The sequence below is a fragment of the Deltaproteobacteria bacterium PRO3 genome, assembly GCA_030263375.1.
Classification (GTDB): domain Bacteria; phylum UBA10199; class UBA10199; order DSSB01; family DSSB01; genus DSSB01.
This window is the reverse complement of sequence record SZOV01000097.1, coordinates 1-12,160: the sequence shown is the minus strand read 5'-3', so window position 1 is coordinate 12,160 and position 12,160 is coordinate 1. Positions and strand designations below refer to the sequence as shown.

The 12,160-nt window shown below is 63.2% G+C and carries 8 protein-coding genes; 3 read left to right on the top strand and 5 right to left on the bottom strand.

Features of this window, described 5'->3' with window-relative positions; translation table 11 throughout:
- A partial coding sequence (locus FBR05_12730) for a two pore domain potassium channel family protein (protein ID MDL1873044.1) occupies window positions 1-671 on the bottom strand: 671 nt, incomplete at its 3' end.
- Window positions 672-944: 273 nt separating this feature from the next.
- On the opposite strand from FBR05_12730, the gene gltB reads away from it, so the two are divergent.
- The 3 genes from gltB (at window position 945) to FBR05_12715 (ending at window position 7,497) form a co-directional block, all read left to right on the top strand.
- Complete coding sequence (gene gltB, locus FBR05_12725) at window positions 945-5,528, top strand: glutamate synthase large subunit (GenBank protein MDL1873043.1); 4,584 nt, start codon at window positions 945-947, stop codon at window positions 5,526-5,528.
- Window positions 5,521-6,978: a glutamate synthase subunit beta gene (locus FBR05_12720; GenBank protein MDL1873042.1), complete on the top strand. Its 1,458-nt coding sequence runs from the start codon at window positions 5,521-5,523 to the stop codon at window positions 6,976-6,978. Before gltB ends, FBR05_12720 begins: the two co-directional genes overlap by 8 nt.
- 87 nt (window positions 6,979-7,065) lie before the next feature.
- A complete protein-coding gene (locus tag FBR05_12715) occupies window positions 7,066-7,497 on the top strand; it encodes a hypothetical protein (GenBank protein MDL1873041.1) in 432 nt (143 codons plus the stop codon).
- Window positions 7,498-7,519: 22 nt separating this feature from the next.
- Here FBR05_12715 and FBR05_12710 read toward each other — a convergent pair whose 3' ends face one another.
- The 4 genes from FBR05_12710 to FBR05_12695 all read right to left on the bottom strand — a co-directional run bounded on the left by FBR05_12710 (window position 7,520) and on the right by FBR05_12695 (window position 11,987).
- The gene (locus FBR05_12710; protein MDL1873040.1) at window positions 7,520-8,275 is read right to left on the bottom strand and encodes a hypothetical protein; all 756 of its coding nucleotides are present in this window, start codon (window positions 8,273-8,275) and stop codon (window positions 7,520-7,522) included.
- Window positions 8,276-8,327: 52 nt separating this feature from the next.
- A complete protein-coding gene (locus FBR05_12705; GenBank protein ID MDL1873039.1) occupies window positions 8,328-9,797 on the bottom strand; it encodes a hypothetical protein in 1,470 nt (489 codons plus the stop codon).
- 154 nt (window positions 9,798-9,951) lie between these two features.
- Complete coding sequence (locus FBR05_12700; GenBank protein MDL1873038.1) at window positions 9,952-10,584, bottom strand: response regulator transcription factor; 633 nt, start codon at window positions 10,582-10,584, stop codon at window positions 9,952-9,954.
- Entirely contained in the window at window positions 10,569-11,987 is a 1,419-nt protein-coding gene (locus tag FBR05_12695; GenBank protein MDL1873037.1) for a PAS domain S-box protein, read from the bottom strand. The genes FBR05_12700 and FBR05_12695 overlap by 16 nt, the downstream gene beginning before the upstream one ends.
- Between the last annotated feature and the right edge of the window lie 173 nt (window positions 11,988-12,160).

Here is a 12,160-nt window from a genome sequence, read left to right as displayed (position 1 = left end):
CCGATCAAGTAGGTCACCATCACCACCAAATAGAGCTGTCCCAGCACGGCCTCCATCGAGACTAGCATCCGGCTCCAGGGCGAGGCGGGCATGATGTCGCCGAAGCCGAGGGTGGTGAGGGTCGTGAAGCTGAAATAGATGAAATAGTAGAGCTCCGAGAATAAGTGTTTGCCCCGGGCGGGAAGGTTGAAGAGGCGCTGGTCGAAGAAGAAGGCGCCCGGGTCGAGGTCTTGAAGGAAGGAGTAGACGAAGGCCCAGATGAAGCCCAGCAGCAGATAGATGCAGAGGGCCGCGAAGATGGTGTTGGAGGTCGGCGCCCGGCTGCGAATGACGTGTCTCAGCAACAATCCCGCCGTATATATAAGGTAGAGCCCGTTGACCGCCGTCCCGGTGAGGATCAGCAGGTGGTTGGAGACGGCATGGCTGGTCCAAGTCAGGGCCTGGGCCAAAAGCACCAGGGCGAGGGCCGTGACCGCCAGGTGCTTGCGGTCGCTGACCGCGAAGACCCCCATGATCAGGACCAGGGAGAAGGCCAGGTCGAGGAGGACGATCCCGACCACCTCGGTCGCGATCAAGGGGTGGATGAGATAGGGGAGCAGCAGCGCCAAAAACAGGAATAGGAAGCGCCGGCGGAAGATGGCGTCGCGCAGCTGGAGGAGTTGGGCCTTCAAGGGCCCCGAAGATGCCAAAGCCCCGCCGGGCTGTCAACGCGAGGTCCGTGAAAATTCCAGACCCTTGCCGGCGAAAAATGAAGCAACACTTCAGGTCGTGGGTAGTCCCGGGCCGCGAGATTGTGTACAAATAGGGCCGGGGAAAAAGCGACGGCCCGGCCCGGGGATTTCGGGGGCATTTTTCAAAATACCTTCTTGAAATCCATAAATTATGTGTGGCATAGAGCTATCCCTTTTGCCTTTTTTGAGATTCTGGACACATTTTGAGGATTTATGGACCGGCAAGAAATCCGCAAAAAGCTTGAAGAAAATGGCCTTTACGATCCGCGGTTTGAGCACGATTCATGCGGCGTCGGTTTCATCGTCCACATGAAGGGCAAGAAGTCCCACGACATCATCGAGAAGGCCCTGCTCACCCTCCACCACCTCGAGCACCGCGGCGCCTGCGGCTGCGAGGTCAACACCGGAGACGGGGCGGGCATCCTGATCCAGCTTCCCCACGCCTTCCTGACCAAGGTCTTTGGCCAGGTCGGGATTAAGCTTCCGGAAGAGGGGAAATACGGCGTCGGCACCCTGTTCCTCCCGCAGGACCCCGAGCAGCAGAAAAAGGCCGAGCAGATCCTCGAGCACGTCGTCGCCGAGGAGGGACAAAAATTCCTGGGCTGGCGTCCGGTGCCGGTCGACGCCTCGATGTTGGGCAACATGTCCAAATCCGCCATGCCGTTGATGAAGCAGTTCGCGATCGGCATCGGCGACAAGGGCCCCAACCTGCCGGGGCCGGCCGACGACGCCTGGGAGCGCCGGCTCTTCATCATCCGCAAAGTTTTCGAAAACGCCGTCCGCTTCTCCCGGATGAAAAACTGGATGGACGTCTACATCCCGTCCCTCTCCAGCCGCACCCTTATCTATAAGGGAATGCTGACCTCGGGGCAGGTAAATCCCTATTTCCCCGACCTCTCCGACCCCGACATGGTGACGGCGATCGGGCTGGTGCACTCGCGCTTCTCGACCAACACCTTTCCCAATTGGGAGTTGGCGCATCCCTTCCGCTACATCGCCCACAACGGCGAGATCAACACGCTGCGCGGCAACATCAATTGGATGCGCGCCCGCGAGGCCCTCTTCGCCTCGCCGCTCTTCGGCAAAGAGATCAAGAAGGTCCTGCCGGTGGTGCGCGAATTCGGCTCCGACTCGGCGGTCTTCGACAACGCCCTCGAGATGCTGGTGCAGGGCGGCTACTCGCTGCCGCACGCGGTGATGATGATGATCCCCGAGGCCTGGAGCGGCCACGAGACGATGAGCCGCGAGAAGAAGGACTTCTACGAGTACCACAGCTGCCTGATGGAGCCCTGGGACGGCCCGGCCTCCATCGCCTTCACCGACGGCCGGATGATCGGCGCGGTCTTGGACCGCAACGGGCTGAGGCCCAGCCGCTACTACGTCACCAAGGACGACTTGGTCATCATGGCCTCGGAGGTCGGCGTCATCGACGTTCCGCCCGAGCAGGTCCTGCTCAAGGGCCGCCTGCAGCCGGGCAAGATGTTTTTGGTCGACATCCAGCAGGGCCGCATCATCGACGACGCCGAGCTCAAGCACGGCCTCGCCACCGCCAAGCCCTACGGCGAGTGGCTGAAGAAAGAGCTGGTCAAGCTCGAGGAGCTGCCGGCCTCGCCGCACCTGCCCGAGCCCGACCACGCCACCGTGACCAAGCGGCAGGCGATGTTCGGTTACAGCGTCGAGGATATCAATTTGTTGATGCGGCCGATGGCGGCCAACGGCGAAGAGGCCATCGGCTCGATGGGCACCGACACGCCCTTGGCGGTGCTCTCCGACAAGCCGCAAAACCTTTTCAATTATTTTCAGCAGCTCTTCGCCCAGGTGACCAACCCGCCGCTCGACGCGATCCGGGAAGAGATCGTCACCTCCGTCGACACGACGATCGGGGCCGAGGGCAACTTGCTCGAGCCCAAGCCCGAGAGCTGCCACCAGATCAAGCTGAAGAACCCCGTCGTCGACAACGACGAGTTGGCCAAGCTCAAGCAGCTGGCCGACAAGCCCTATCGCGGCTTCAAGTCGCGCACCCTGCCGATGCTGTTCAAGGCCTCGGAGGGCGCGAAGGGGCTGGTGGCGGCGGTCGACGCCCTCTGCGCGGCGGCCAGCACGGCCATCAAGGACGGCTGCAATGTCCTGATTCTTTCCGACCGCGGCATCGACCGCGACATGGCGCCCATCCCCAGCCTGCTCGCGACGGCCGGCGTGCACCACCATTTGGTGCGCGAAGGCACGCGCTCGAAGGTCGGCTTGGTGATCGAGTCGGGCGAGCCGCGCGAGGTGCACCACTTCGCCCTCCTGGTCGGCTACGGCGCCGGGGCGATCAATCCCTATTTGGCCTTCGAGACCTTGGACGACCTGATCCGCGACGGCGTCCTCGAGAACACCGACCACAAGACCGCCGAGCTCAAGTACGTCAAGGCGGTGAAGAAGGGCATCGTCAAGGTCATGTCGAAGATGGGCATCTCGACCATCCAAAGCTATCGCGGCGCCCAGATCTTCGAGGCCATCGGGCTCAACAAAGACCTGATCGACAAGTACTTCACCCATACGGCCTCGCGCATCCAGGGCATCGGCATCGAGGAAGTCTGCCAAGAAACCCTGAAGCGCCACCGCAGGGCCTTCCCCGAGCGGGTCGGCGGGCCCTTGTTGCTCGACGTCGGCGGCCAATACCAATGGCGCCGGGGCGGCGAGTACCACCTGTTCAATCCGGACACCGTGGCCAAGATGCAGGCGGCGGTGCGCGGCGACTCTTACCAGGACTTCAAAGAGTATTCCAAGGCGGTCAACGACCTCAGCCAGGGACTCTGCACCCTGCGCGGCCTCTTCGAGTTCAAGAAGGGGAAATCGATTCCGATCGAGGAAGTCGAGCCCGCCAAAGAGATCGTCAAGCGCTTCAAGACCGGCGCCATGTCCTACGGCTCGATCAGCGCCGAGGCCCACGAGACGCTGGCCGTCGCGATGAACCGCATCGGCGGCAAATCCAACACCGGCGAGGGCGGCGAGGATCCGCTGCGCTTCATCCCCCTGCCCAACGGCGACTCGAAGAACAGCAAGATCAAGCAGGTCGCCTCGGGGCGCTTCGGCGTCACCAGCGAGTACCTGGTCAACGCCGAGGAGCTGCAGATCAAGATCGCCCAGGGCGCCAAGCCCGGCGAGGGCGGGCAGCTGCCGGGACACAAGGTCTATCCCTGGATCGCGAAGGTCCGTTTCTCGACGCCGGGCGTGGGCCTGATCTCGCCTCCGCCGCACCACGACATCTATTCGATCGAGGACCTGGCCCAGCTGATCTTCGACCTCAAAAATTCCAACCCCCGTGCCCGCGTCAGCGTCAAGCTGGTCGCCGAGGTAGGCGTGGGCACGGTCGCCGCCGGCGTCGCCAAGGCGAAGGCCGACCTGGTGCTGATCTCCGGATACGACGGCGGCACGGGCGCCTCGCCGCAGACCAGCATCAAGCACGCGGGGATACCCTGGGAATTGGGCCTGGCCGAGACGCAGCAAGTATTGGTGATGAACCGCCTGCGCGACCGGATCACCGTCGAGGTCGACGGCCAGATGAAGACCGGCCGCGACGTCGCGATCGGGGCCCTGCTGGGCGCCGAAGAGTTCGGCTTCGCGACCGCGCCTCTGGTGGCGATGGGCTGCATCATGATGCGCGTCTGCCACCTGAACACCTGCCCGGTCGGCGTCGCCACCCAAGACCCCGAGCTGCGCAAGAAGTTCGCGGGCCAGCCCGAACACGTGGTGAACTTCTTCTTCTTCGTCGCCGAGGAGCTGCGCGAGCTCATGGCCGAGCTGGGCTTCCGTAAGGTCGAGGAGATGATCGGCCGCTCCGACCTGCTCGATTTCAACCGCGCCATCGCGCACTGGAAGGCGAAGGGCCTCGACTTAAGCCCGATCTTCGAGCGGCCCCAGGTCGGCCCCGAGGTCGCCACGCGCCGCGTGACCGAGCAGGACCACGGGCTCGAGAGCGTCCTCGATTACCAATTGCTCCCCAAGGTGAAGAAGGCCGTCGAGACCGGCGAGAAGCTCGTCGTCGCGAGCCCCATCACCAATCGCAACCGCACCACCGGCGCTATCATCGGCAGCGAGGTCTCGCGCAAGCACGGCTTCAAGGGCCTGCCCGAGGACACGATGACGCTCAAGTTCCAGGGCTCGGCGGGCCAGAGCTTCGGCGCCTTCGTCCCCAGCGGGATGACGCTGATCCTCGAAGGCGACGCCAACGACTACGTCGGCAAGGGCCTCTCGGGCGGCAAACTGATCGTGTTTCCGCCCAAGACCTCGACCTTCGTGCCCGAAGAGAACATCTTGATCGGTAACGTGGTCCTCTACGGCGCCACCGGCGGCGAGGCCTATTTCCGCGGCGTGGCGGGCGAGCGCTTTTGCGTGCGCAACAGCGGCGCTAAGGCCGTCGTCGAGGGCGTAGGCGACCACGGCTGCGAGTACATGACGGGCGGCCACGTGGTCGTGCTGGGGAAGACCGGCCGCAACTTCGCGGCGGGGATGAGCGGCGGCACCGCCTTCATCTACGACCCCAAGAACGAATTCAAAGCCAACTGCAACCTGGACATGGTCGATCTCGAGACTATCCACGAGGACGGCGACATCGCCCTACTCGAGGAGATGCTCGAGGACCACGTCGAGTACACGGACAGCGCGGTGGCCAAGGCGATCCTCAAGGACTTCGGCAAGGCCCTCGACTCCTTCGTCAAGGTCATGCCGAAGGACTACAAGCGCGTGCTGATCGAGGCGCAGAAAAAGATGGCGGAGTTGAACATCACGCTGGAGGCCGCGCTGTATGGGTAAGATCACGGGATTCATGGAGTACCACCGGGACCACTATCCCGAGCGGCCCGTCCAAGAGCGCGTCCGCGACTACCGGGAGATCTACAAGGAGTTCCCCGTCGAGCGCTTGCGCGTCCAGGGTGCCCGCTGCATGGACTGCGGGATCCCCTTCTGCCACCAGGGCTGCCCGCTGGGCAACCTGATCCCCGACTGGAACGACCTGGTCTATAAGGATCGCTGGCGCGAGGCGATCGAGCGCCTGCACGCGACCAACAATTTTCCCGAGTTCACCGGCACGCTTTGCCCCGCGCCCTGCGAGGGCTCCTGCGTCCTGGGCATCAACGACAAGCCGGTCACGATCAAGTATATCGAGCTCAACATCATCGACCGCGCCTTTCAGGAGGGCTGGGTCGTGCCCGAGCCGCCCAAGAAAGAGACCGGCAAGAAGGTCGCCGTGGTCGGCTCCGGCCCCGCCGGGCTGGCCTGCGCGCAGCAGCTGCGCCGCGCCGGGCACCAGGTGACGGTATTCGAGCGCAGCGACCGCATCGGCGGCCTGCTGCGTTACGGGATTCCGGATTTCAAGATGGAGAAGCACCGCATCGACCGCCGCCTCGAGCAGATGAAGGCGGAGGGCGTAGTCTTCAAGACCAACGCCCACATCGGGCAGAACGTCCCGGTTGAGGAGCTGCGCAAGAGCTTCGACGCCATCGCGCTGTGCGGCGGCGCCAGCCAGGCCCGCGACCTGCAGGTGCCGGGCCGCGAGCTCAAGGGCGTTTATCTCGCGGTGGACTACCTGACGCAGGAGAACAAGGTGAACGCGGGCGATAAGGTCGCCGAACAAGTCGTCGCGACCGGCAAGAAAGTCATTATCCTCGGCGGCGGCGACACCGGCGCCGACTGCCTGGGCACGGCGGTGCGCCAGGGCGCGGCCTCGATTCAACAGTTCGAGCTGCTGCCGCGCCCACCCCTGGAGCGCGCCCCCAACAATCCCTGGCCGCAGTGGCCCGTGATCTACCGCACCTCGCCCGCGCACCAAGAGGCCATCGAGGTCTACGGCGGGAAGGACGTCCGCGATTATTCCATCCTCACCAAGAAATTGAGCGGGGAGGGCGGCGTTCTGAAGAAGCTGCACGCCGTGCGCCTCGAGTGGGTGGCCTCGCCCAACGGCGGTCCGCCGCAGATGAAGGAGGTCGCGGGCAGCGAGTTCACGATGGACTGCGACCTGCTGCTCTTGGCGATGGGCTTCACCGGCTCGGAGAAGCCCGGCATGCTCGAGCAGCTGGGCGTGCAGCTCGACCCCCGCACCAACGTCGTCGCCGACGCCAACTACATGACCAGCGTCCCCGGCGTCTTCGCCGCCGGCGACCAGCGCCGCGGCCAGTCGCTCATCGTCTGGGCCATCGCCGAGGGCCGCAAATGCGCCCGAGGGATCGACCAGTTTCTGATGGGCGAGAGTGAGCTGCCGGGGTGAGGTATTTCCCCGGGATAGATCTTTCTTGGCGATTTTCCAGAACTTCCGCATAATCAGGTTTCTGTTTTTTACATGCGGGAGGTTTTCATGCGTCGCCTATTATCGTTGTCGTTCATCGCCGTTTTGGTGCTCTTCGGGGTCTTTGGCCAGACCCAAGAAGCCTGGGCCAAAGACAAGGCCCCCAAGGAGTACCAGCAAGGCAAGCTTCTCGACATCCAAGAGAAGAAAGACAAGACCACCACCTACACCACCACCAAGCAAAAGGACGGCACCACGGTCACGACGCCGACCACGACCGAGCAGAAGCACTATTTCATCACCGTCCAAGTGGGAGATCTGGTCTACGTCAGCGAATACACCCCGATGTTCTTCGGCAAACCCGGAGATTGGATCGTCGGCGACCCCATCGACGTGCGTTTCGACGGCAATAAGATGATCCTGCGCAAGCCCAACGGCAAGGAGTTGAAGGCCGGCATCCGCAAGCGGATCCGCGCCTCGGAATACCGTCCGGGCGAGTAGTCGCCGCGAGGCGGGTGATGGTTCAGGGCGCCAAGAGCTTGACCCGCCCCAGGCCCGTGTTGCCGAAGGTCTGGTCGAAGCCGCGCACCTCGATCTCGTATTCCCCCTTCGGCGGCAGCTTCAGCTCAGCGGCGAAGCGGCTGGCCTCGCCCGCGTAGCCCAGGCGAAAACGCTCCACGACCTTTCCTTCCTTCAGCAATAGGCCCTCGAGGTCAAGCTTGTCCGCGTTCCACAGCCCGCCGGGCGTGATGGGGCAGCCGCACATCATCGTAACCTTCGCGCGAAGCATCGCCTTGCCTTCGCCCTTTTTCACCTCGGGCTCGGCCAAGTCCACCACCAGTCCCGGCATCTCCAACAGGACGGCGTCGCCCTGCCGCAGGTGCTTGCCCGGCAGCAGCCACATCGTGACCGAGGCCTCGTTGGCCGAGACCTCATGGCCCATCGGGCCGCGGGCCCGGATCTCGGCGTAGACGGGCTTGTCCAGGTCGAGGGTCGCGGCGAACTTCGCCGAGCCGCCGTCGGAGCGAGCCTCGCCGATCGCATGTGCGCGCCGCATGATGCGGTCGGTGTCGCCGGTCGTGCCCTCGGTCTTTCCCTGGGCGAGGATCTTGCCGACCGCGAGCTCTTTGATGGTGATCCGAGCTCCACCGATGTCGGTGCCGACGAACTTGGCCCCCTTGCTGATGACGCGCACCACGACCTCGGTGGGCTCGGCGCGGGCCTCGAAGGAAAGGGGCGCGAGGCAAAGCGTCACTAGGACCCAAAGGATTTGTTTCATGGCAGTTCCTCCTTGGATTTCGCCGTCAAGATAGCACAGAAGGACCGCGTGGTCACGGTTCGCGGGCGCGAGCGGTCGTCCAAAGCGCCACCATGCCGGCAATGAGGACCAGGCTCGCGGCGCCCCGACCATTGCTCCTGACGAGCGGGCTCGCGGCTTGCAATACGCAACCGCCGCCGTTTTCGGAGACCAAATAAGGGGGTGTGTCCCCTCCCGGAGTCTCCCCGGGGTTTTGCGGATCGGTGCTGGAGATCCCCAAGGGCCTCGCCAGATCGATCCGGCCGCCGCTGCGCATTTTGCCCGCAAGGGAGGGGACGGGATCGACCCCCGCCACGAGGGCTTCGGCCACTTCCCAAACCTCTAATCCCGGTTGTTGGGTCCACAGCAGCGCTGCGGCGCCCGCCACCAAGGGGGCGCTCGCCGAGGTCCCGGTAAAATATTGGTATTCGCCGCCGGGATAGGTGGTGAGCAAGGCCTCGCCGGGAGCGGCGAGGTCGACGCTCTTCGCGCCGTAATTGCTGAAAGGAGATAGGACGTCGTCCCGGTCGGTGGAGGCGACGGCAAGGATGTTGGCGTTGGGGTAGCTGGCGGGATAGGTCGCGATGCCGCCATCCGGGTTGTTTTCCACGCCGTCGTTGCCGGCGCTGGCCACCACCAGGACGCCCGCCTCTTCCGCGCGAGTCAAGGTCGCCGCCAAGGCGAGGGATGGCGCGCCTTCCCTCAAGAAACCCCAGCTGAGATTGAGGATGGCGGCTCCATGGGCGACGGCGTAGTCGATGGCTGCGATGGAGTCGGAGAGCCGGCCTCTGCCGTCCGGTCCGAGGTTCTTTAGGCACATCACTCGGGCCTTCCACACCACGCCGGTCACGCCCAGTCGGTTGTTTCCGGAAGCGGCCAGGATGCCGAAGACCATCGTCCCATGGCCGTTGTCGTCGTCGGGATCGGGGTCGCCGTTCACGAAGTCCCAGCCGCGCATATCGTCCGCATACCCGTTTCCGTCGTCATCTCGTCCATTATCGGGAATTTCCTCCAAATTCTCCCAAAGGTTTGGCGTGAGGTCGGGATGGGCCGCGTCGCAGCCCGAGTCGACGACGGCCACGGTCAGGTCCGGCGCTGAGGTGACGTGATCCCAAGCCCTTGCCGCGTCGAGCTCGATCCATCCGGAGGAGAACTGCCACTGCAATTCGAAATCGGGATCGTTGGGCTCGGCATGGATCTCGACTTCCTCGTCGACTTCCACGAATAAGACTCCCGGACTTTGACGCAACCGGGCCGCGGCGGCTTCGGGATCCTCGTCCGGATCGAGTTCGAGGATCTCGATGGGGCTCGAAGACAGAAAACGCGCCTCGCCCGCTTCCGAGGCGCGGGACGCGAGGGCTTTCCCATAATCCGCTTCCGAATAGCCCACCAACAGCCGGGGCCGGTCGCCGGACTCGCCCTTGGCGGGTCCGGCGGCCAGCGTCCAAAGTAAGGCGGCCAAGGCCGGCCGGGAGAATTTTTTCAGAATTTTCAAGAATTTCATGTTTCCTCCGACAGACTGACGCCGCGAAATTGCGGCCCTGTATGAAGGAGAGAATAGCCGCGGATAGGGGCGGGCCCCATCGGGGAGAGACCGATTGTGTTGTAGAATAGGAGGCAGGGGCGTTGTCGGAAGCCGTCCGACACGCAAGGGGCGATTAATCCACCAGTCCGTGCGAGATGGCGTAATGAATCAGCTCGGCGTTGTTTTTCAGGCGCATTTTTTCGAGGATGCGGCTTCGGTAGGTGCTGACGGTCTTGACGCTCAAAGAAAGTTCGGAGGCGATTTCCTTGGCGGCCTTGCCGGAGGCGATCAGGCAAAGGACCTGGTATTCGCGGTCGGAGAGCAGCTCATGCGGGGGACGGTCGGAGGGACTTTCCAGGTTCAAGGCGAGTTTTTCCGCCAGCGAGGGGCTCACGTACTTGCGTCCGGACAAGACCCGGCGCACAGCCTGCATCAGTTGCTCGGGCGCCATTTCCTTGGTGAGGTATCCGGAGGCGCCGGCCTTGAGGACTCGGACGGCGTACTGATCTTCCGAATGGACGCTCAAGATCAGGACGGGCAGCCGAGGACGCTCCTCCTTGATTTCCTTCAGCACTTCCAGCCCGCTTTTGCCCGGCATCGTCAGGTCTAGGACGACCAGGTCCCAGTTTTGTCTGCGGACCATGTTGAGGGTCTCATGGGCGTCGCGTGCCTCGCCGGTCACACGGATATCGGGGGCTTCTTCCAAGATGTTTTTTAAGCCGCGGCGCACCACTGAATGGTCGTCGCCGATCAGAATTCGCAGGATGGGTCCCACCTCCTTTCGGGCGGAGCCGTGCTGGCGAGCGGAACGCGGAGTAGGGCCCTCGTGCCCGCTCCGGCCCGGCCTTCGAGTTCGAAGGATCCGCCCAGCAGGTAGGCGCGCTCCCGCATGCCCAGCAGGCCCAGCGATTTGGAATGCGAGCTTTCCTCAGCGGTGATGCCGCGCCCGTCGTCTCGGACCTCCAACAGGAGGCCTTCGCGGTCCGTCGCCAGCCGGACCTCGACGCGGGAGGCTTGGGCATGTCTCGCGACGTTGGTCAGGATCTCCTGGAAGATTCGAAATACCTCGGTGGCCCGATCCGTGTCGAGAGACGCGTCCTTGAGTTCGCTGAAAAACGCACAGGCGATTCCGCTGCGCTTTTCGAAGTCTTGGGCCTGCCATTCCATCGCGGCGATCAATCCCAAGTCGTCCAAGACCCCGGGCCGCAGCTCGGTGGCGATCCGGCGGACTTTGTCGATGGTTGCGTCGACCAAATGGACGACCTCCCCCAATTTATCCGCGCAGGCCGAGGGGTCGTATGGTTCCTCTCGGCGACGAAGCTTCGCTTGGATCCAACATAGGTCCATTTTCAGGCCGGTCAACTGCTGGCCCAATTCGTCGTGGATTTCCCGGGAGATTCTGGCCCGTTCTGCTTCCCGCACCTTGTTGAGGTGGGCGGTAAGCCTGCGAAGGTTTTCTTTGGATCGATTCAGTTGCGCCTCGCGGCCGCGCAACAGCGCCTCTGTGCGGCGGTGGACGGCAAGCAGCTTCTGCAGCTCGAGATTGGCGTCGGACAATTCCGCCGTGCGCTCCCGTACGGTGGCTTCGAGGTTTTCGCGGGCCTCCCTCAGTTCCGTTTCCATGCGCCGGTGCTCGGTCACGTCGAAGACGGTGGATCGGCTGAACAGATAACGCCCCCGGGAGTCGCGCACCGCGGTGGAGTTCAACAGCACCGGAAGAACCGTTCCATCCTTGCGGATCAGGTCGAATTCGAGCTCCTTGACCGACCCGCTCTCCTTGAAGGCCGCGAACCTCCGGCGCGTGGCCTCCCTATCTTGCGGGCGGAGAAGGTCGAAGAAGGTTTTCTTGCCGATCAACTCATCGCGGCCGTAGCCGAGCCATTTGAGCTCGGTTTCGTTCACGTTGAGAAAAGTTCCTTCGGAATCGAGGGAATGATAGCCGCAGGAGGCGTGGTCGAAGAGATCGCGCCAAACTTCCTCGGCGAGACGGCGTTCGGCCTCCCTCCGGCGAAGGGAACGGAAATGAAGACTTAAGACCGCCGAGAAGATCGCGATCCAGGCCAAGATCATCAAGGCGATGCCCGTCTGCGAGCCGTAAAGGCCGTGTTTTTCCCCCAGCCACCGGAGATATCCCAACGCGATAGGCAGCAGGATCGCACAAAGGAACAATTTTCCTATCGAGTCCGATATCGGAGGCGTGCTGTCTCGTGTGAATCCGCGAATGGCTAGGTTTTTCGGTGCAGTCCCCTTGTATCTTGAAAAGAGCCTAAATTAAGTCACAAACAAGGGAATCCGAGTGAGAAAGAGAAAGGACAACCTGCCTGTCCCCCTGGGTCTTAAGA

Coding starts and splice junctions, on each gene's coding strand:
- gltB (MDL1873043.1), top strand. CDS start 945: ATGGACCGGCAAGAAATCCGCAAAAAGCTTGAAGAAAATGGCCTTTAC.
- FBR05_12720 (MDL1873042.1), top strand. CDS start 5,521: ATGGGTAAGATCACGGGATTCATGGAGTACCACCGGGACCACTATCCC.
- FBR05_12715 (MDL1873041.1), top strand. CDS start 7,066: ATGCGTCGCCTATTATCGTTGTCGTTCATCGCCGTTTTGGTGCTCTTC.
- FBR05_12710 (MDL1873040.1), bottom strand. CDS start 8,275: ATGAAACAAATCCTTTGGGTCCTAGTGACGCTTTGCCTCGCGCCCCTT.
- FBR05_12705 (MDL1873039.1), bottom strand. CDS start 9,797: ATGAAATTCTTGAAAATTCTGAAAAAATTCTCCCGGCCGGCCTTGGCC.